The organism is Alteromonas mediterranea DE, assembly GCF_000020585.3.
GTDB lineage: Bacteria > Pseudomonadota > Gammaproteobacteria > Enterobacterales > Alteromonadaceae > Alteromonas > Alteromonas mediterranea.
Map to the genome: position 1 here is coordinate 883,909 of NC_011138.3, position 19,636 is coordinate 903,544.

Sequence of the window (19,636 nt, forward strand, 5' to 3'; positions counted from 1 at the left end):
AGCCTCACGACGGCTCACTCCTACGAGAAATGCCTGATAAGGATAGAAGTAGAAGAAGGCTAATGATTAAGCCACCAATTTGTAAAGGCTGTTCAAGGGAACTGACAAATCGAGAACCGCTTCCAAGCAAGGTAAACAAAAAAGTTTGAGGCGCAAAGCCGATTGCACTTGCCAGAATAAACGGGACAAACGGAACGCTTAGCACACCCGCGACGGCGTTTGTGATTAAGTTTGAGCCTACAGGGAATAAACGAACAATTAACACATTGCGAAAACTTCGCTTGGCCAGTTTGTTTTCAACAGGTTTTAATTTTGAACCTAAAAGACGGACGGCGAGTGAGCGCAGAGGGCCATTTGCTAATGCGTAGGCTACACATGCAGACAATACCGTTAGCAACAAGGCAATTAATCCTCCCTGCAATGCGCCAAAGCCCACTCCGCAAAAAAAACTGACAGCCTGACGGGGAAAACCCATGGTTAAAAGTACAACACAACCACCCAGTATCATGCACAGCGATTGCCAATTTAAATTTGAAATATAGGCATTCAACCAATCTGTATCATCACCGTGCTTCCATACTTCACCAGTGACCTCTAGCGACACATAGCAGATAAGCGCGATGCTAGCTGCCCCGATGAAAAACTGTATGAAGCTTTTGAGGCGGCGAACATTAGTCTTCATGACCCATTCCGCTGACAATGTGATTAAGCTTGTTTCTGTACATTAGCCATCTGACGCCAAGCATATCGATGATCCCTGCCCAGCCACGATTCCACGCTGTGTAATTTGATTTACCTTCTAAACGCGCGCGATGATTGACCGATACACATACCACCTTTCCCCCAAGCCTTTTAGTTAAAGCGGGAATATATCGGTGCATATGGTCAAAGTAGGGTAAAAGTAAAAAGGTGCTTCTTGGGAGTAGCTTCAAGCCACAGCCCGTGTCTGGTGTGTCGTCCTGTAGGATCCACTGGCGAACACGATTGGCAACTTTAGACTGAAATCGCTTCCACGGGGTATCTTTTCGCTTCTTACGATGTCCGATAACGCAGAAGTGCGCTGCGTTAGTTTCTTTAGCTGCGCGAATAAGTCGCGGTATATCAGCAGGATCGTTTTGCCCATCAGCATCAAGGGTGATGATCCACTTTCCTTTTGCCTGCAAAACACCGTGAAAAACCGAAGTGCTTTGACCGCAGCTCATAGGATGGACGATGACCCGACAACTTACCGGCAAGGTGCTTGAAAGGTTACGCAGTAAGGATAGAGATTCGTCGCTGCTACCATCATCTACAACAATAATTTCTGTTGTTGCATTAGGGACCACCTCTGAAATTTCTAGCAACAAAGCAGAAAGGTTTTTGGCTTCATTTTTAGCAGGTAAAACAACACTGACGTCAAACTGGCGCATAAGAATATTTGGTAAATCATCGAATGACGTGCACTTTATAAGTCGAACCTTAAGGGAAGCTTAAGTTGGGCGCTAAAGTACAAACTTACACTAGAATTCGTATTCCAACGACATGCGAAGTGTGTGATCTTTACTGTCGCCGTTTAGTCCAGCTATAAAGCCCAGTTCCCACTTTAGCTGCTTCTGTCTGTCATAACGCTTTATGCCCATGAAAGCTGGACCTACGCCAATAAAATCCTCAGCAACATAAACTTCAACGCCAGGCTGTATTTCGGGAAGCCAGCGGTATCTAAACTTGGCTTTAAATTCGCTTTCCCATTCGTTAGCAACCGTTTCGCCCCATTCATAAACGACGGTAATGTTGGTGGTAAGGCTAAATTGACCAAACTCTTTTTCAGTCAGCAAGCCAGCCTTTACTTCCCAGTCATCAGTATTGTGTTGTTTTTCAAGCTCAAACAATGTGCCCCAGTCAGCCCAATACTGTCCCTGTTCGGTCATCATCCAACGTAGTTCTAATTCGTAACCCTCTACGCGAAAATCTTCATTCTCATCACGCGCTCCTACCACATAGGCCTCTAAAATTAAAAATTCGGAAAGTGCGTGCCCGAATGAAAAACGTTGCATTAGTACATTTCCATCGTCGTTTTGTCTCGATGTTAGGCGCCATTCGAATTCTCGCTCAAACGGCAGAACGTAAGGATGATATACCTTATCGACGGTAAAGTTATCTGCGCGTGCCTGACTGGCAAACAGTAACAAAAACGTGATTAAGGAGAAAAAAGCACGTTTTAACATGCGGCCTCCTTGAGAGGGGTAGACCTTTGTCTTATACACAAAAAGGTGATGAGATTAGGGACAATCAAAGCAATCAAAAAGACAACGATATAACTTAAAGAGGGCGTGGCTTCATAGCCAACAAGCGCGTTAAGCAAGTGCCCGTATTCGCTGTTATCGCTCACAATTTCGCTGCTATCCCAAAGTTGGTTTGGCGAGGGAAACGTATCGGTTTGCTCCAATAATAAAGCGATATTGGCTGCCTGCGCTGCAACAAAAACAGAAACAAAGAAATGCGTTGTTTTTAAACTAACAAATTGAGTGAGAAAAATATTGAGCAAGATAGCAATACTGATGCTTATACCAAGCCCAATAGTGGTTCCCAGAAATAGCAAGGTGCTATCGCTGTTTCTCGTCAGTTCAGAGATGAAGTAAACTAAAAAGTGCAGCGAATTGGGTAATCCAATGCCCAATACGAGCAGCGAGATTCCAATGCTAAGCAATGATGAACTCGATGTGCCGGATGACGCGAGAAAGCACATGCCAATCCACGCAATAAAAAATAATAACGTCTTAAGAAGTTCAAATCCTGCGCCTTCGTAAAATTCTGACACCACGCCCAGCTTTGGATAGGTCAATAATGCGATAAATATAAGCGCAAACAAACGCCATAAGAGAGTGACCGCGGAAACGCGAGGTAGGGCCAACAGCACGCTAATAAGTAAGAAAATAGGTAACGTATCACGCAGAAAAAGCACAACAGTATTAATGAGCATATTGATTGTCCTCTGCGCTTTTCACTACCACTTTACCCACTGCGGTGTTGGGATGAAATTCTCCGAAGAAGGGGTATTCTCCTGGTGTGAGCGGTCCGATAAATATGGTGCCTCTGCTATTTGCAAATATCACTTTCTCTCTGTTTAAAGAGAAGCTATCGATTTCCTCTGGTGTATTGTCAAAGTTGATAAAAGTAAGTTTTACCTTTTGCCCAGCTGGAACAGTGACTTCTTGGGGGTAAAACAAATGTGATTTAATTTCAACTACAACCTCAGGTAGCGCCCAGGCACTTGGTACGTGGCAGGCAAAAAAGGCAAAGGCAAGGGATGACTTAAAGTACGAAGTCATTTGAAAAATTCACCCTTACTTCTAAACCGCCCATCGAGCTTTCGTGCAGTGTCAGTTCTGCATTATGTAAAGCAACAACTTGCGCAACAATTGCGAGACCTAGTCCACTCCCCGAAGTGGGTTTACTCGTAGGCCCCCTTTGAAACCGTTTTATAACCTCAGGTCGTTGATCAGCGGGAATGCCAGGGCCAGAATCGCATACACTTAATGAGACACCACGGTGATGACATTCTACTTTAATTAAAATTTGCGCATTTTTAGGCGAATAGTTACTCGCATTACTTACCAAATTCTGAAGCAGCGTATATAGCATAAACTGCGAGCTTTGAAGCCAAACCTCATCTCCTTCCAGCGCAATTTCCTGTGCTTTATTTTCTATTTTTCCATAAAGGTCACTAATAACCTCTTGAGCGACATGGTGCACATTAATAGGCTCTCGTTGTTCAACAAAGGTCTCTGGGCTTGTTCGCGTTAGCAAGAGAAACTGGTTTACTGCGTGGATCATTCTGTCAGTATCAGCCTTAAGTGTTTTAAGTGCTTCACCCTTTTCGCCCAATTCGTTTGCGATGTTGTGAATATTGATTTTCATAACACTTAAAGGCGTTCTAAGTTCGTGCGCCGCATTGGAAGCAAACTGTTGTTCACGCTCAAATGCAGCGTTAAGACGATTGAACATGGTATTCAGTGTGGAAACCACAGGTGTAAGTTCACTTGGTTCTCTATGCATTGCAATGACAGAAAAGTCGTTTCCTTTTCGCTTTGCTAGCAATCTAGATAAATGTTTTAAAGGTGACAAGCCCCATGTTATGCCAAAGAACAGAATAAGAGCGAGTAAAGGCACACTCAATATGAAAGGGGTAATGGCCGCTACGGTGAGTGAATCGGTAAGCATAAAGCGGTTGCTTACCGGCTGGGCGACCATGTACCAAGTGGCAGTTTGTTCCTGGTACTTAGCAAACACACGCCAACGAGTGCCTAACGCGTTGACTTCAGAAAAACCGGGTGTGAAGGCGGCTATTGGGGTAGTGAGTTCAGCCGAAGAGGTGCTTATTAGTTCGCCCCTCTTCCAAATCTGAAACAACAGTTCATGCTCTTCTTCCTGTTGATTACTATCGAAGTAAGCAATGGCGTGGGAGAGTTCAATCAATTCGTCGTCTAAAAGTGCACTTGAGATATTTAGAGTCGCGCGATAGCCATGAAGGGCTGCGCTAAAAATCACCAATACGAGAGCACTGATTAGTGTAAGGATTAGAAAACGGCGAATAGACGACAACTCATTCTCCCGATTTAGATATACAGTAACCCACGCCGCGAATGGTTTTGATAAAATTATCAGGCATTTTTTTTCGCAAATGACTCACATGAACCTCTATTGTGTTACTTGCTACTTCTTCGCCCCATTCATAAAGTTTGTTTTCGAGTTGATTTTTGCTCAATACGCGCCCGGCATTTTCTACAAGCGCTTTAAGTACCATAAGCTCGCGTCTCGGTAAGTGGATGGTCTCATTATCGATTGTCAACGTGTGGTGTGCGGTATCAAGACTCACATTTTTAATCGTAATAATTGTTTGAGAAGCCGTACCTAGGCGGCGTTCAAGAACGCGTAATCTGGCGAGTAGTTCATCAATTTCAAACGGTTTTGGTAAATAATCATCAGCACCTGCGTCTAACCCAGAGATTTTATCGGATACTTTATCTCGTGCAGTAAGAATTAATACCGGGAGTGTCGCATTCTTTTTGCGTATCGATTTAAGCACATTCAAACCATCTGTATCGGGTAAGCCTAAATCAAGAACAACGATATCGGTTTGCCCGATACTAAGGGTTGTCATTGCGTCTGCACCTGTATAAACGCAGTCAACAGCATAGTTTGCATTTTTAAGGGACAAGGCTAACGCATCAGATAAAGGCCTGTCATCTTCAACCAATAATATTCGCATTCAAACACTCGACGATATGAGATCCGTAAAAGTGTATACCAGAAAACTTAAGAAAACCTTAAGAACTCTATTGTGCGGGCAGACAAGTTACTGTTTTAGTGAAAGTTACGAAAGCTTATTTGTTAGTTAGCCAGCTTTCTTTACTTACTTCCCGTTTCTGCGAACGTTAAACACTGATTAGTGCTCAACTGTTGTCTCGTCAACGCTAAGTAGAATGGTTAAAGTGGTCATAGATTTTTATGTGATTTTTCCATGACCAAATTTTATCCATATTTTTTATTCTTAGGGGTTCGCATTTATGTCAATTCCTGTATAATTCGCGCCCTGCCCAGTTACGCCCACCTTTGGGAAGGTGGAAGAATCAGCCGGCTCGAAGGGGTCTTTGTGTTGATTTTAAGGTGATTTCTGGTGTTCAGAAATCAGTAACGACGATATTATTCGGGTGAATTTGAAAATGAAAACTTTTGTTGCTAAGCCAGAAACGGTACAACGTGACTGGTATGTGGTAGACGCCACAGACAAAACTCTAGGCCGTTTGGCTTCTGAAATCGCACTACGCCTTCGTGGTAAGCACAAGCCAGAGTACACGCCTCACGTGGACACTGGTGATTACATCATCGTAATCAATGCTGAAAAAGTTGCGGTAACAGGCCGTAAAGCGCAAGACAAAATGTACTATGCGCACTCTGGTTACCCAGGTGGTCTTAAAGAGACAAACTTCGAAAAACTAATTGCTCACAAGCCAGAAATGGTTCTTGAAAAAGCAGTTAAAGGCATGTTGCCAAAAGGCCCTCTAGGTCGCGCAATGTTCCGTAAAATGAAAGTTTACGCTGGTGCAGAACACTCTCACGCAGCACAGCAACCACAAGTTTTGGACATTTAAGGAGCTATTAACATGGCAGATACTCAATACTACGGCACAGGCCGCCGCAAAAGTTCTACTGCTCGTGTGTTCCTACGTCCAGGCACAGGTAGCATTAAAGTAAACCAACGCGCTCTTGACGAGTACTTTGGTCGTGAAACAGAGTGCATGGTTGTTCGTCAGCCACTTGAACTTGTTGNAATGGCTGAAAAGTTTGACGTTTACGTCACTGTAAAANGTGGTGGTTCTAACGGTCAAGCGGGCGCAATCCGTCACGGTCTTACTCGTGCTCTTATGGAGTATGATGAAGCACTACGTCCAGCACTTCGTAAAGCTGGCTTCGTTACTCGTGACGCACGTCGCGTTGAACGTAAGAAAGTGGGTCTTCACAAAGCGCGTAAGCGTCCACAATTCTCAAAACGTTAATTTTTGCGTTTTTTGTATTGCNAAAACCCGGCTTATGCCGGGTTTTTTATTGCCTGCGTTTTACTGGTCATTGTTGGTTTTTTAGTGTACAGCAAAGTGCGAAGGCCCCTTCATTTCATAACAAAGGTTTAATTTCTACCCCTTATCCTAGTAAATATTCTTCAAAACCTTGATTTTAGGTCTTTCCCTCACTAAACCTAAACACACCTTTTGAATTAAATTATCGCTTAAATATCAGTAAAACCTTGTGTTTATAAGGGCTTTTCTTTTATCATTTGCGGTCGAAAATTTTGAAAACTTTCGTGACCTCGTAAACCAGTAAATTTTTGCTGTTACGTCGCTGTCATGACAAGCCATATGATGTATGACGCAAGCGTGATAAAACCAGTATAAGCTTGGGTTACACATCATAATTATCCAAACCTGGAGAAATGTGGATGAGCAATGTATCTGTAGATGCAACAGAGTCTGCACACAATGAAAACCAGCCAGAAAACAACACCCGTCGTCGGTTCTTGACCGTTGCCACGTCGGTAGTTGGTGGTGTAGGTGTCGTTGGTGCTGCTGTGCCTTTTATTGCGTCCTGGAATCCGAGCGCCAAAGCGAAAGCCGCCGGTGCTGACGTTGAAGTAGATATCAGCGGGATTGAGCCTGGACAGTTAGTACGTGTAATGTGGCGAAGCAAGCCTGTATGGATTGTACGTCGTACGCCAGAAATTCTTGAAGAATTAGGCACTCACGAAGATAAGCTGAAAGATCCTAACTCTGAAGCTGAGCAGCAACCTACTTTTGCTCAAAACCGTTTTCGCTCAATGAAAGAAGAATACCTGATTCTAGTGGGTATTTGTACGCACCTTGGTTGCTCTCCACAGCACCTTAAAGATGGCGCTTTCGAAGAAGTGGTTGAAGGCGTACCAGATGGTTTCTTCTGCCCGTGTCACGGGTCTAAGTTTGATATGGCAGGACGTGTATTCCAAAACGTACCGGCACCATTAAACCTAGTTGTGCCGCCTTATCAGTTCGTTGATGACAACACCGTTATCATCGGCTCAGAAGCGGAGGTTGCTTAACATGAATGCTTTCCTAGGTTGGATTGAAGAACGCATCCCATTGATGCGCGTTGCGAACATGCACGCCCTTCAATATCCTGCTCCAAAGAACATGAACTTTTGGTACGTGTTCGGTTTCCTAGCTACTATCGTTTTGGTAAACCAAATTGTTACTGGTATTTGGTTGACTATGAACTTCGTTCCATCTTCAGAAGGCGCGTTCGCTTCTGTTGAATACATCATGCGTGAGATCGACTACGGTTGGATCATCCGTTACATGCACAGTACTGGCGCATCGGCGTTCTTTATTGTGGTATATCTACACATGTTCCGCGGCATGATTTATGGTTCTTACCAAAAGCCTCGTGAGCTTCTATGGGTGTTTGGTATGTTTATCTACCTAGCGCTTATGGCAGAAGCATTCATGGGTTATGTACTGCCTTGGGGACAAATGTCTTACTGGGGTGCGCAGGTAATCGTATCACTGTTTGGTGCTATTCCTGTTGTAGGTCCTGACCTTGTTATCTGGCTTCAGGGTGACTACGTTATCTCTGGCGCTACGCTTAACCGTTTCTTCGCACTTCACGTAATTGCGCTGCCTCTGGTTATCGTTATTCTTGTGTTCCTTCACATCATCGCTCTTCACGAAGTGGGCTCTAACAACCCAGACGGTATTGCGATTAAGCACAAGAAAGGCTCACTGCCTGAGTCTGAGAAGACTAAATATGAAATTCACGAGTACTACACAAGCAAGTACGACATTGCTGATGACGTGTTACCGTTCTTCCCGCACATTGTTCTTAAAGACCTTGTGGCGTTCTGCGTGTTCTTAGCACTATTCACTTATGTGCTGTTCTTTGCCCCTGAAATGGGTGGTAAGTTCCTGGAACACCCTAACTTTGAAATTGCTAACCCGCTGAAGACTCCTGCGCACATTTTCCCTGTTTGGTACTTCACGCCGTTCTACGCCATTTTGAAAGCGGTACCTGATAAGCTGTTCGGTGTACTTGCCATGTTTGGTGCTATTGCTGCGCTATTTGCTCTGCCTTGGGTTGACCGTGGTCGCGTTAAATCATGGCGCTATCGCTGTGGCCTACACAAAGTAAACCTAATTGTGTTCGCTATCGTGTTTGTTTTCCTTGGTTACCTAGGTGGTACGCCGCAAGAAAACTGGAAAATCATTGCCTCGCAAATCGCAACAGTAATGTACTTCGGTTTCTTCATTGCACTGTTCCTATACAGCAAAAACGAAAATACTAAACCAGTGCCAGAGAGGATTTCTAAATGNAAAAAATGATGTGCTTTTTAGCCTTCTTCCTACCTGGCGTAGCGCTTGCGGCANGCGGGAACGTACACCTAGATAAAGCCCCTATCGATTTAACCGATAANGCGTCTTTACAACGCGGTGCACNATTATTCATGAACTACTGCTTANGCTGTCACTCNATGAAGTATCAGCGCTATCAGCGTTCANTCCAAGACTTGGGTATTCCTGACGAACTAGGTCAAGAATACCTGCAGTTCACGGGTGAAAAAGTGTCTGACTACATCACTCGTGCAATGCCTGAAGAGGCGGCTGCTGGCTGGTTTGGTGCTGCTCCACCAGACCTAACGCTAGTGGCTCGTGTTCGTGGCGAAGACTGGATTTACACTTACCTGCGCTCTTTCTATGTTGACGAAAGCCGCCCATTTGGTGTGAACAACACAGTATTCCCAGAAGTAGGTATGCCACACGTACTTCAACCACTTCAAGGTACGCCAACACGTACTTATGAAGAGCAAATGGTTGATGGAGAGATGGTTAAGCGTTATGTAGGCATTAAGTCAGATGGTACTGGTGCAATGTCTCCTGATGAGTACGACCAAGCTGTTGCCGATATCGTGAACTTCCTTGAGTACACGGGTGAGCCTGCTAAGCTTGAATCTCACAAAATCGGTAAGTGGGTACTTATCTTTATCGCAGTATTGTTCGTATTTGTTTACTTACTGAAGAAAGAATACTGGCGAGAAGTGCACTAATCGCACAGATTTATGTATAATATGAAAAGGGGGCTTCTCGCCCCCTTTTTTGGTATTTACTCGTGCTACCTGAAAACCCTAGTAAATAGGGTCTTCAGGTAGCACGAGTTAACGTAATAAGCTTACTGTTTGTAAGCGTAAACTTGTTTCTCGACGGAGGAAATTGAATGGCCGTAGCCGCGAATAAACGTTCTATTATGACGTTGTTCTCTGACACAATTGATATTTATAGCCACCAGGTGCGTATTGTGTTGGCAGAAAAAGGTGTGGGTGTTGAAATCAGCTACACAGATCCTAGCAATTTGTCTGAAGATCTGTTGGAGCTTAACCCTTACGGTACTGTTCCAACTCTAGTTGATCGCGAGCTTGTACTTTACAAGTCGCACATCATCATGGAATACCTTGATGAGCGTTTCCCTCATCCACCACTTATGCCGGTTTACCCAGTATCACGTGGTCAGAGCCGCCTTATGATGCACCGCATCGAGCAAGACTGGTACTCGCTTGCTGCCCGTATTTTCCGTGGCGAAGGTGATGTAGAAGCAGCACGTAATGAGCTGCGTGAAGCTTTGCTATCTCTTGCGCCTGTATTTGGTGAAATGCCTTACTTTATGAGCGAAGAGTTCAGCTTAGTTGATTGCTACCTTGCTCCGCTATTATGGCGTTTACCTGCACTAGGTATTGAACTAAATGGTGCTGGCAGCAAAGAAATTAACGCTTACATGAACCGTATTTTCTCTCGTAGTTCATTTAAAGCGTCTTTGACTGACCAAGAGCGTGAGATTCACAACCCGCTATGACATCTATGACGTCAAACCAGCCCTATTTGCTTAGGGCTTTTTATGAGTGGATTGTTGATAACGACTTAACGCCGTACATTGTGGTAGATGCAACCAACGAGTTGGTTGAAGTGCCGCAGGAATTCGTTAAAGACGGTCAGATCGTTTTAAACGTATCGCCTAGTGCGTGTGTTAACTTTTCTCTTGATTTAGATGGCTTATCGTTTCAGGCACGCTTTTCTGGGCAACCTAGAAGATTAAGCATGCCATGTGAGGCGGTAATGGCCATTTACGCGCGAGAAAACGGCGCGGGTACTGTGTTCGCGACAGAAGAAGATGTAGCGCGTGCTCAGCAAGAGCGCAGTGAAGAGCCTGAAGACTTATCACAACCAAGCGGTCCAACCTCTTTAGAAGACGCTGACGCAAGTGACGTGCAAGACGCGCCTGTACCACCTAAAAAGGGTAAGCCTACCCTTAAAGTTATTAAATAGCGGATTGAGCCGCTCGTATGGCCGCGATTTAAAAACTTTGTGAGTATTGAATTAGCCTGGCTTTGTGAAGCTTTTCGCGTAAGCAGAGCCAGCTATTATCCCTTCCATTATCCCTAACAGATACTTCACTTTAAACTCAAAGCACCTGTTCTACGCGTCGCTAATTGTTGTTGAACTATAAAATCTAAGAGTTGATAAAGTAAACACTATTGAAAACGGTGGGCAGCTGGTACAAACCGTATAGGGAGTAGATTACAGGCTCAATATCAACGGGCATACTGCCGAATCGCTTAGTGGCTAAGCAAGTATTTAACACCAGCTATTCTTCAAGCCTAGACTCAAATTAAAAATAAAGTTGCCGTACCTAGGAAGGCGAAAATACCGACTACATCGGTAATAGTGGTTAAGATAACGCTACCTGCTAGTGCCGGGTCTATTTTAAGACGCTTCATGATCATCGGTAATGTTGCGCCCGCTAACGCCGCAGCAATCATGTTTATCATCATGGCAAACGCAATGATAATGCCCAGCATGTAATCTTGTTTCCAGAGCGCAATGACAGAGGCAATTAAAATAGCCCATATAGCGCCATTTAAAAAGCCTATCGCGATTTCTTTACTGATCAGCCAGCGCGAGTTACTGGCATTAACGTGACCTAACGCCATACCGCGAATAACAAGGGTTAGGGTCTGGTTTCCTGCTACGCCGCCCATGCTTGGCACAATAGTGTTCAAAATAGCTAATACCGCTAATTGACTTAGCGCCGCTTCAAATAAGTCACTTACCATTGCAGCCATTAGCGCAGTAACAAGGTTTACTGCCAACCATACCGATCTGCGCTTAGTACTTTGCATGACGGGGGCAAAAGTATCTTCGTCGTCATCTAGACCCGCCATACTCATCATCGAGTGTTCGGCGTCTTCGCGAATGATATCTACCACGTCATCAATGGTAATTCGGCCCACCAGCCGGTTGTTTTCATCAACCACTGGCGCTGATAGCCAGTTATAGCGCTCGAACAGACTGGCGACTTCGTCATCAGGCATATTTACCGGAATGGCTTCCGACTCTTCATCCATGACTTCTGATACCTTATTATCGGTTTCAGCGGTCAGTAAACGCGCTACAGGAACAATACCAACCAAGTTATCGGTTCGGTTAACTACGTAAAAGGTATCGGTGTTTTCCGGAAGCTCCCCTTTCAATCGAATATAGCGCAGTACCACATCAACCGTGACGTCAGGTCGTAAGGTGATGGTATCTGTGTTCATGATGAAACCAGCGGTCTCTTCACCATAAGATAGGGCTTGTTCTGCACGTAAACGGTCTTGCGCATCCATTGAGTCGAGAATGTCGGCAAGAACGGGCTCTGGCAGGCTGCTTAGCGTTTCGGCTAAGTCGTCGGTGTCCATCTCTTCAAGTGCATCAACCACATTGGCCGGAAGCATCTTGGTAATAATACCGTTTCGTACATCATCAGACAGTTCCTCTAAGATGTCGCCGTGAAAGTCGCTATCAATGAGTTCCCATAATTCGTCACGGGTTCTACTCGGGCTCGATTCCAGTATGTGGGCGACATCAGAAGGGGGAAGTTCAAGCAGAAGCTTACGTACTGAGACAAACTGACCGTTAGTCAACGCGGCATTAAGGGCGCGTAACTGGGTTTGTACGTATTTAGAAACAAGCGCTTCTGCCATAAGGCGTTATTCCTACCTGCTATTAAGATGAACGGTGAAGGCTTTAAAGCCTAAGTGGGCGTAGAATATCGCAATTACGATGAGTCTGTCATGAAAATTGCGTGGCTTTTGCGCAGTATAACTATAAAACGGCGCTAAACGTTTAATAAGTAATCAGGTGACGGATTTAAACTATTCGTCTTCGTTAAACTTACCTTCTATGAGCTCTTCAATGGCAGCAAGGGCGTCAACATCATCGTTTCCATCTACAATAACATCTACTTGTTCACCTTGATGGCTTTCCAGCATCATTAAACCAAGAACGCTGCTGGCGTCAGCCTCTTTATCGCCTTTCTTTAAAATAATTTTGGCGTCGAACTGATTGGCAAGCTTCACTAATTGGGTCGCTGCTCTTGCATGTAATCCCAGCTTATTTACGATGGTTAGCGTTTTTTTAATTGTCATTACTGGTTTAGCTCTCGATGGCGAATTTGTACATCTGGGTGTATTTCGCTGAAGGTTTTCGACAGAGTTTGGGCAATATACACAGAGCGGTGTTGCCCGCCTGTACAGCCAATAGCGACTGTTACGTAACTTCTGTTGTTGCGCTCTAAATGAGGTAGCCAGGTGGTAATTAAATTCTGAATTTGCCAGATGAACTTGGTAACAACGGGTTGAGAGCCTAAGAAAACCTCAACGGGCGCATCAAGCCCTGTTAGGTGCTTCAGGTCAGGCTCCCAGTGAGGATTAGGTAAAAAGCGCGCATCAAAAACATAATCGGCATCTTTCGGAATACCGTGTTTGAAGCCAAAAGATTCAAACACCAGCACTAAGCGGGAGCTTTTCTTACCGAGTATTCGCTCGCGTATCAACTCAGCAAGTTGGTGAATAGTCAGTTTGTCTGTATCTAAATACAAGTCTGCCCGTTCAGCGATAGGGGCTAGCAAGGCTGACTCTGCCCTTATGGCTTCAGATAGAGACTTATTGAGCTTCGCAAGGGGATGCAGACGTCGGGTTTCGCTGAAGCGTTTTACCAGCACATCATCGCTGGCATCGATATAGACAATGGTCATTGACCACGACGACGGAAGATAATCTAAAATTTCTACCAGATCATCAGGGTTTTTCGGCAAGTTACGCACATCAATGCTCACCGCCACTTGGTCGTATTCATCAACAACAGTGTGGGTTAGGGTAGGAAGTAGGTTTACAGGAATGTTGTCAACGCAGTAGTACCCTAAATCTTCCAATGCGCGAAGTGCGACAGACTTACCAGACCCCGAACGACCACTGATTATAATCAGCTTCACCTAATTTCTCCCAAATCTTCTGGTTTTATCGCATACGCTTTATTGTCTTAAGCGCCTTGGTCACGACCTCGCTAAGGCGCTTAAATCTTTAACTTAGTGCAGAAAGAATATCATCGCTTGTACTGGCACGACGTATCGCTTTAATCGTTTCTTTATCGCTTAGTTTACCGGCTACCGTGGCTAATGTTTGTAGATGGCCTTCGGTTTGCTCTTCAGGAACAAGTAACGCGAAAAATATATCTACCGGCTTTTCATCGAGCGCGTCAAAATTAATGGCTGGCGTACTGGTGACAACAATGGCGATCACCTTTTCTAAACCTGGCAAGCGCCCATGTGGTAACGCAATGCCATTGCCGATTCCGGTACTACCCATACGCTCTCGAGACATCAAACTATTAAGTACCGTTGCCTGATCGATGTTATCGTTATTTTTGGCAGCGATATCTGCGATGATCTCAAGAATTCGCTTTTTACTATTACACTGAACCGCACACTCGGTGCGGTCCAGACTTACGATGGCTTGTATATCCATACTTATTTAGCTACTAATGTTTTTTCAGTTTTTCCTTATGCTTGATTACCTGCCGGTCGAGTTTATCAACCATGCTGTCAATCGCCGCATACATGTCGGTATTTTCTGAGGATGCGAATACTTCAGCGCCACTTAAATGAACGGTCGCTTCGGCTTTTTGATTTAATTTTTCAACGTTCAGGATGACATGCACATTAGAAATGTGATCAAAGTGACGTTCAAGTTTGCTGAACTTCGTATCGACATAATTACGCAAAGAGTCGGTGATTTCGACATGATGACCAGTTAGGTTGATTTGCATATTTCGTCTTCCTTATATTATTAAGCCCGTTTAAATTAGGCTCTTGCGTTGGTTCGACGGCGGGATCGACAATGATTCCCGGTATTTTGCTATTGTTCGCCGGGCAACTTTAATGCCTTGTTCGGCCAACAATGAAGCAATCTTGCTATCACTTAGTGGCTTGCTCGGCTTTTCAGCCGCCACTAGCTTTTTGATCAATGCACGAATCGCGGTAGATGAACACTCACCACCAGAGTCTGTTGCTACGTGGCTAGAGAAGAAGTACTTCAATTCGAAGATACCACGTGGTGTATGCATATACTTTTGCGTTGTGACGCGTGAAATCGTTGATTCGTGCATATCTACCATTTCTGCGACATCGTTAAGCACCATAGGTTTCATCATTTCCGGGCCATGTTCAAAAAAGCCCATCTGCTGCTGCACAATACAGTTTGCCACCTTCATTAAGGTTTCGTTGCGAGATTCAAGGCTCTTAATGAACCACTTAGCCTCTTGCATGTGTGAGCGGATGAATTGTGAGTCGCTACTATTTTTGGCACGACGACTCATTGCAGCGTATTGTTGATTTACACTCAACTTAGGCAGGCTGTCGGGGTTTAGCTCAACCACCCAACGGCCATTCTTTTTGGCGACCGAGACATCAGGAATAACGTACTCAGGCTCTTTAGTAACTAAAGCACTACCTGGGCGAGGATTCAAGGTTTGTAATAAACGCATTGCCTCGCGCAGCTGATCTTCCTTCAAGCGGCTCTTACGCATTAACGTGCGATAATCTTTACTGCTTAATAGGTCTGAATATTCTTCTATAAGCTGTTTGGCTTCGTTAAGCCATGGTGTGTCTTCTGAGAACTGGCGCAGTTGCACCATTAGACATTCCTGCGGCGAGCGGGAGCCCGAACCAATGGGGTCGAACATCTGAATACGCTTAAGTACGCATTCTATTTCGTCCATTTCTATAGGCTCTTCCATATCCTCAGAGTTTACCGCGTCAAGAATGTCTTCAAGGGTCACGGTTAAATAGCCAGACTCGTCAATAGAGTCGATAATTGCCGTAGCAATGGCGCGGTCGGTATCTGAGAAATGGGTCAATCGCATCTGCCACGACAAATGTTCCTGAATATCCTCGGTGGTTTCGCCTTGAAATATTTGTTCATCGTCATTTGAAGGACCTGGCGCTGGGGCCGATGACGCTGAATAGTATTCATCCCATGTGCTGTCGATAGGAAATTCATCGGGAAGGTCGTTTTTTTCTAACGCGTCACCCGCTTCCAATGTATCGCTAGACGCTGTCGCAGACGCTTCTGTCACGCTATCGTCGCTATCGATATTATTTTTTTCTACTTGCGGCTCGTCGTTACCTTCTTCAACTTCCAATAAAGGGTTTGAATCGAGGGCTTCTTGAATCTCCTGCTGAAGATCAAGCGTAGATAGCTGCAGCAGTTTTATCGCCTGCTGAAGCTGGGGTGTCATGGTAAGTTGTTGGCTAAATTTTAGCTGTAAAGATGGTTTCATCTACGTCTTATTTAAATGCTCTAAATTGAATACACCAGAGCGAAATTGAAAAATGACAATTCAGTTACACTAACTATAGCCTGAATTGTTCGCCTAGGTATACATCCCTTACTTTTTGATTACTTAAAACCTGTTCCGCTGTTCCTTGCGCGATAAGCTCGCCATGACTCACAATGTACGCTTTCTCACAAACATCCAATGTTTCTCGCACGTTATGGTCGGTGATAAGGATTCCAATACCCCTATCTCGAAGATGCTGTATTATCTTCTTTATATCATTAACTGATATTGGATCAACACCAGCAAACGGTTCGTCTAATAAAATAAATTGCGGATTAGCTGCTAGTGCGCGTGCTATTTCAACACGTCGTCGTTCACCACCGGACAAACTCATCCCTGTACTATTACGTATATGGTTAATATTAAATTCATCAAGTAGCGCGTCAGCTTCTTCTTCTTGCTGCTGTGAATTTAAATCCTTACGGGTTTGCAAAATGGCCATGATATTTTCATGTACCGTAAGCTTTCTGAAAATTGATGCCTCTTGCGGAAGGTAGCCAATTCCGCGGCGTGCACGCTCGTGCATGGGCTGATGAGTAAGCTCATTATCATCGATTTCAATCTTGCCTTTATCCAGGTTAACCAATCCCACAATCATATAAAATGTAGTGGTCTTACCAGCGCCATTGGGGCCAAGTAGGCCAACAATTTGACCCGTCGAGACAGAAAGGCTGACGTCGCGTACTACCTGACGCGATTTATATGCCTTAGCAAGGTTGGTTGCGCTCAAAGTTGCCATTGCTATTGATTGTCCTCACTGTCTTTATCTTCTTTCTTCGATGATGTCTTGCGAATGGATTCAGGAGTAAATACCGTAGTCACTCGACCTTCTCCATTTTCGCCCGCCCCACCAGTAGCAAGTAACTGCTCGGTAATCATGTCGAAAGTAATGTTGTCACCTTGCACTTTACTGGTGTCTTGTTGAAGTTCCGCGTTTCCTGAAAGAGAAATTGTGCGATTGATCACCTCATAACGAATTTCGTTTGCCTTAGCAGACACCGGAGTACCGTCTTCTAGTGTTTGAGAATAACTGGCTGGCTTTCCTCTGGCGATAAAAATTTCGCGGCCACTACCTTCACTCGCGATAACTTCCACTTCATCGGCTTCAATCACCAGCGAACCCTGGGTAATCAGTACATCTTCTTTATACAACGCCGTTTTATTTTTACCGTCGATAAATTGAGTATTTGAGCCTATTTTAATGGGCTGCGAAAAATCATCTTCGCTTGCGCTTACCGCACCGCTAGCGATGACAAGTAATAGGCTAGTTGCTAGGGGAATAAGTGGTTTGTACATGATCTAAAAGCTCGTATTCTTGTGTGCGTAAATTCGCGTTAAACCCATTGCTCAAAATGACATATTGGGTACCCTGTATTTCAACGACTTGATCAGATGTCATTTGTTTGGTGTCTAAATTAATCTGAATGTATTCGGTTGAGAGGCTTTTGACAAAGTCATCGCTGGTTTGGTTCTCGATAACAACCTGGTTTTCTAACTGGATCAGATCGTTGTTGTAGAGCGTACCTTCTTGCGCCGTCACCACCCAAGGAGACGTAGCGTTCTCAGTATACAGTGTATATTTGGGCTGTTGGAACAATACAAAACCTAGCTGGTCGTAGTGCTCCATTGATTCGGCAAATACCTTGTGATTTAACTCGCCTTCTTGGTTGTAAAGGGTAGTGGTCAAGTTCTTCGCTTTATAGGCAGGTTTTAAGGCGCCATTCTCGCTGCTGCCTTGTGATTCTGGCTGCTCTTCCATCCACGTAGGTACATACATCAGCAACGCTAAGATAAACAGCGCCGATATACTTAAGCCTAAGCGATTAAAGCCAAATTGGCTCATACACTTGCTCCAAAAATCTCATTCGCTACGCCTTTGGCGTGTAAAATAGTATCTGATATCTCGCGCACCGCGCCAAATCCGCCTGGCAAGGTGGTTATCCAGTTCGCTTGTTTTGCCACGAAAGGGTGTGCGTCGGCAACCGCTATTTTAATCGCCACATGCTTATACATGCCGGTATCAGGCATGTCGTCGCCCACCGCGGCAACCTCGTCAGCGCTTAAACCAAGATTTTCTATCAATGTGCTCAATGCGTCAGCTTTGTTTTCTTCACCTTGAATAATGTGGGCTACGTTGAGCGCACTCATTCTGTTTTCTACAATTGCGGAACGACGCCCGGTAATAACCGCTACGTTAACACCGTTACTGACTAGGGCTTTCACCCCATAACCATCACGAGTATGGAAAGCTTTCAGTTCTTCACCGTCGTTGCCTAAATAAATTCGACCGTCTGAAAACACGCCGTCCACATCACATACCAATAACTTAACGTTAGCCAGCGCATCGAAAAGCCCGTCATCCATTTCTGTGTACAAGGTTGTTGTCATTTATAGCACTCCAGCTTTAAGTAGCATATGCATGTTAAACGCGCCCACTGGTTTGTGCTCGTTATCCGTGACCATTAATGCACTAATCTTATGAGTTTCCATTAAGTTTAATGCTTCGACAGCAAGTTGTTCGGCTGTGGTTGTTTTACCGCCTTTGGTCATAACACTTTCGACGGTTGCGCTATGTACGTCAATGCGAGCATCTAAAATGCGCCGTAGATCACCGTCAGTAAATACGCCTGTTAGGGTACCATCAGTGTCAAGCACCCCAGTCATTCCTAGCCCTTTTTTAGAAATTTCGAGCAAAGCATCAGCCACCGATGCGTTTAACTCGATAAGCGGAATATCACTGCCAGTTAGCATGATGTCTCGCACCTTAAGCAACAGTTTACGCCCTAAGCTTCCCCCAGGGTGTGATAACGCAAAATCATCAGACGTGAACCCTTTCTGGTCAAGTAACGCAACGGCAAGCGCATCCCCCATTACTAATGTAGCCGTGGTGCTAGTAGTTGGAGCTAGACCAAGTGAACAGGCTTCTTTCTCAACGCTAATATCAAGGATGACATCAGCATGCTGCCCTAGCGAGCTTGAAGCACTGTTGGTCATGGCTACCACTGGAATACCTAAGCGTTTGACTACAGGCAATAAGTTTACAAGCTCATTGGTTTCACCAGAGTTGGATATGGCTAATAAAACATCGCCTTTGCCCAACATTCCTAGGTCGCCGTGATTGGCTTCACCAGGGTGCATAAAAAAAGCAGGTGTACCTGTGCTAGCCAGCGTGGCGGCAATTTTATTACCTATATGCCCAGATTTCCCCATACCGCAAACCACAACCTTTCCCTGACAGGCAAAAAGAATATCGCAGGCTGTAATAAAGTCGTCGTTTAAGCGCTCACTTAAATTGGCAATGGCCTGCGTTTCAATTTCAATAACGCGCTTCGCCGAGTCGATATAGTTCATCTGAGTTTGTGTATTCATGG

Annotated in this window: 25 protein-coding genes; 7 read left to right on the forward strand and 18 right to left on the reverse strand. The window is 44.7% G+C overall.

All coding sequences use genetic code 11. The features are described 5' to 3' along the window. Positions 1–4: 4 nt before the first annotated feature. From MADE_RS04025 to MADE_RS04055, 7 genes are all read right to left on the reverse strand, one after another. Complete coding sequence (locus tag MADE_RS04025) at positions 5–682, reverse strand: TVP38/TMEM64 family protein (protein ID WP_012517322.1); 678 nt, start codon at positions 680–682, stop codon at positions 5–7. Continuing rightward, the gene (locus tag MADE_RS04030; protein ID WP_012517323.1) at positions 672–1,409 is read right to left on the reverse strand and encodes a glycosyltransferase family 2 protein; all 738 of its coding nucleotides are present in this window, start codon (positions 1,407–1,409) and stop codon (positions 672–674) included. The genes MADE_RS04025 and MADE_RS04030 overlap by 11 nt, the downstream gene beginning before the upstream one ends. Before the next feature lie 90 nt (positions 1,410–1,499). Further along, positions 1,500–2,204 (reverse strand): hypothetical protein, encoded by a 705-nt coding sequence (locus MADE_RS04035; protein WP_012517324.1) that lies wholly within the window; start codon positions 2,202–2,204, stop codon positions 1,500–1,502. Further along, positions 2,198–2,959, reverse strand: coding sequence for a hypothetical protein (locus tag MADE_RS04040; RefSeq protein ID WP_012517325.1), 762 nt, complete (start codon positions 2,957–2,959; stop codon positions 2,198–2,200). Before MADE_RS04040 ends, MADE_RS04035 begins: the two co-directional genes overlap by 7 nt. Further along, on the reverse strand, positions 2,949–3,308 hold the full coding sequence (locus tag MADE_RS04045) for a cupredoxin domain-containing protein (protein WP_012517326.1): 360 nt from the start codon (positions 3,306–3,308) through the stop codon (positions 2,949–2,951). The genes MADE_RS04040 and MADE_RS04045 overlap by 11 nt, the downstream gene beginning before the upstream one ends. Continuing rightward, a complete protein-coding gene (locus MADE_RS04050) occupies positions 3,292–4,581 on the reverse strand; it encodes a sensor histidine kinase (protein ID WP_012517327.1) in 1,290 nt (429 codons plus the stop codon). Before MADE_RS04050 ends, MADE_RS04045 begins: the two co-directional genes overlap by 17 nt. A gap of 1 nt (position 4,582) precedes the next feature. Then, on the reverse strand, positions 4,583–5,248 hold the full coding sequence (locus MADE_RS04055; RefSeq protein WP_012517328.1) for a response regulator: 666 nt from the start codon (positions 5,246–5,248) through the stop codon (positions 4,583–4,585). Between the two features lie 454 nt (positions 5,249–5,702). Here MADE_RS04055 and rplM point away from each other — a divergent pair, with 454 nt between their 5' ends. From rplM to MADE_RS04090, 7 genes are all read left to right on the forward strand, one after another. After that, entirely contained in the window at positions 5,703–6,131 is a 429-nt protein-coding gene (gene rplM, locus MADE_RS04060) for a 50S ribosomal protein L13 (protein ID WP_012517329.1), read from the forward strand. 12 nt (positions 6,132–6,143) lie between these two features. Then, a complete protein-coding gene (gene rpsI / locus MADE_RS04065; RefSeq protein ID WP_023559523.1) occupies positions 6,144–6,536 on the forward strand; it encodes a 30S ribosomal protein S9 in 393 nt (130 codons plus the stop codon). A gap of 437 nt (positions 6,537–6,973) precedes the next feature. Continuing rightward, positions 6,974–7,606, forward strand: coding sequence for a ubiquinol-cytochrome c reductase iron-sulfur subunit (gene petA, locus MADE_RS04070; RefSeq protein WP_015066274.1), 633 nt, complete (start codon positions 6,974–6,976; stop codon positions 7,604–7,606). A gap of 1 nt (position 7,607) precedes the next feature. After that, entirely contained in the window at positions 7,608–8,882 is a 1,275-nt protein-coding gene (locus MADE_RS04075; protein WP_023559524.1) for a cytochrome b, read from the forward strand. Continuing rightward, the gene (locus MADE_RS04080) at positions 8,870–9,604 is read left to right on the forward strand and encodes a cytochrome c1 (protein ID WP_023559525.1); all 735 of its coding nucleotides are present in this window, start codon (positions 8,870–8,872) and stop codon (positions 9,602–9,604) included. Before MADE_RS04075 ends, MADE_RS04080 begins: the two co-directional genes overlap by 13 nt. A 167-nt stretch (positions 9,605–9,771) precedes the next feature. Beyond that, positions 9,772–10,404, forward strand: coding sequence for a stringent starvation protein SspA (sspA, locus tag MADE_RS04085; protein WP_012517332.1), 633 nt, complete (start codon positions 9,772–9,774; stop codon positions 10,402–10,404). Beyond that, a complete protein-coding gene (locus MADE_RS04090) occupies positions 10,401–10,874 on the forward strand; it encodes a ClpXP protease specificity-enhancing factor (RefSeq protein WP_012517333.1) in 474 nt (157 codons plus the stop codon). Before sspA ends, MADE_RS04090 begins: the two co-directional genes overlap by 4 nt. A 338-nt stretch (positions 10,875–11,212) precedes the next feature. Here MADE_RS04090 and mgtE read toward each other — a convergent pair whose 3' ends face one another. The 11 genes from mgtE to MADE_RS04145 all read right to left on the reverse strand — a co-directional run bounded on the left by mgtE (position 11,213) and on the right by MADE_RS04145 (position 19,634). Beyond that, complete coding sequence (gene mgtE, locus MADE_RS04095) at positions 11,213–12,571, reverse strand: magnesium transporter (protein ID WP_012517334.1); 1,359 nt, start codon at positions 12,569–12,571, stop codon at positions 11,213–11,215. 171 nt (positions 12,572–12,742) lie between these two features. Next, positions 12,743–13,015 (reverse strand): HPr family phosphocarrier protein, encoded by a 273-nt coding sequence (locus MADE_RS04100; protein ID WP_012517335.1) that lies wholly within the window; start codon positions 13,013–13,015, stop codon positions 12,743–12,745. Beyond that, positions 13,015–13,860 carry an RNase adapter RapZ gene (gene rapZ / locus MADE_RS04105; protein ID WP_012517336.1) on the reverse strand — a complete coding sequence of 282 codons (846 nt, stop codon included), beginning with the start codon at positions 13,858–13,860 and terminating at the stop codon, positions 13,015–13,017. The genes MADE_RS04100 and rapZ overlap by 1 nt, the downstream gene beginning before the upstream one ends. A gap of 88 nt (positions 13,861–13,948) precedes the next feature. Further along, positions 13,949–14,392 (reverse strand): PTS IIA-like nitrogen regulatory protein PtsN, encoded by a 444-nt coding sequence (ptsN, locus tag MADE_RS04110; protein ID WP_012517337.1) that lies wholly within the window; start codon positions 14,390–14,392, stop codon positions 13,949–13,951. Positions 14,393–14,405: 13 nt separating this feature from the next. Continuing rightward, positions 14,406–14,693, reverse strand: coding sequence for a ribosome hibernation promoting factor (hpf, locus tag MADE_RS04115; RefSeq protein ID WP_012517338.1), 288 nt, complete (start codon positions 14,691–14,693; stop codon positions 14,406–14,408). Between the two features lie 30 nt (positions 14,694–14,723). After that, on the reverse strand, positions 14,724–16,205 hold the full coding sequence (locus MADE_RS04120; RefSeq protein ID WP_012517339.1) for an RNA polymerase factor sigma-54: 1,482 nt from the start codon (positions 16,203–16,205) through the stop codon (positions 14,724–14,726). A 73-nt stretch (positions 16,206–16,278) separates the two neighbouring features. Continuing rightward, positions 16,279–17,004, reverse strand: a complete 726-nt coding sequence (lptB, locus tag MADE_RS04125; protein WP_012517340.1) for an LPS export ABC transporter ATP-binding protein — start codon at positions 17,002–17,004, stop codon at positions 16,279–16,281. A gap of 2 nt (positions 17,005–17,006) precedes the next feature. After that, positions 17,007–17,561, reverse strand: a complete 555-nt coding sequence (lptA, locus tag MADE_RS04130) for a lipopolysaccharide transport periplasmic protein LptA (RefSeq protein WP_012517341.1) — start codon at positions 17,559–17,561, stop codon at positions 17,007–17,009. After that, complete coding sequence (gene lptC, locus MADE_RS04135; RefSeq protein WP_012517342.1) at positions 17,530–18,108, reverse strand: LPS export ABC transporter periplasmic protein LptC; 579 nt, start codon at positions 18,106–18,108, stop codon at positions 17,530–17,532. Before lptC ends, lptA begins: the two co-directional genes overlap by 32 nt. After that, the gene (gene kdsC / locus MADE_RS04140) at positions 18,105–18,653 is read right to left on the reverse strand and encodes a 3-deoxy-manno-octulosonate-8-phosphatase KdsC (RefSeq protein WP_012517343.1); all 549 of its coding nucleotides are present in this window, start codon (positions 18,651–18,653) and stop codon (positions 18,105–18,107) included. The genes lptC and kdsC overlap by 4 nt, the downstream gene beginning before the upstream one ends. Next, positions 18,654–19,634 (reverse strand): KpsF/GutQ family sugar-phosphate isomerase, encoded by a 981-nt coding sequence (locus MADE_RS04145; protein ID WP_012517344.1) that lies wholly within the window; start codon positions 19,632–19,634, stop codon positions 18,654–18,656. It abuts the gene before it with no gap. Between the last annotated feature and the right edge of the window lie 2 nt (positions 19,635–19,636).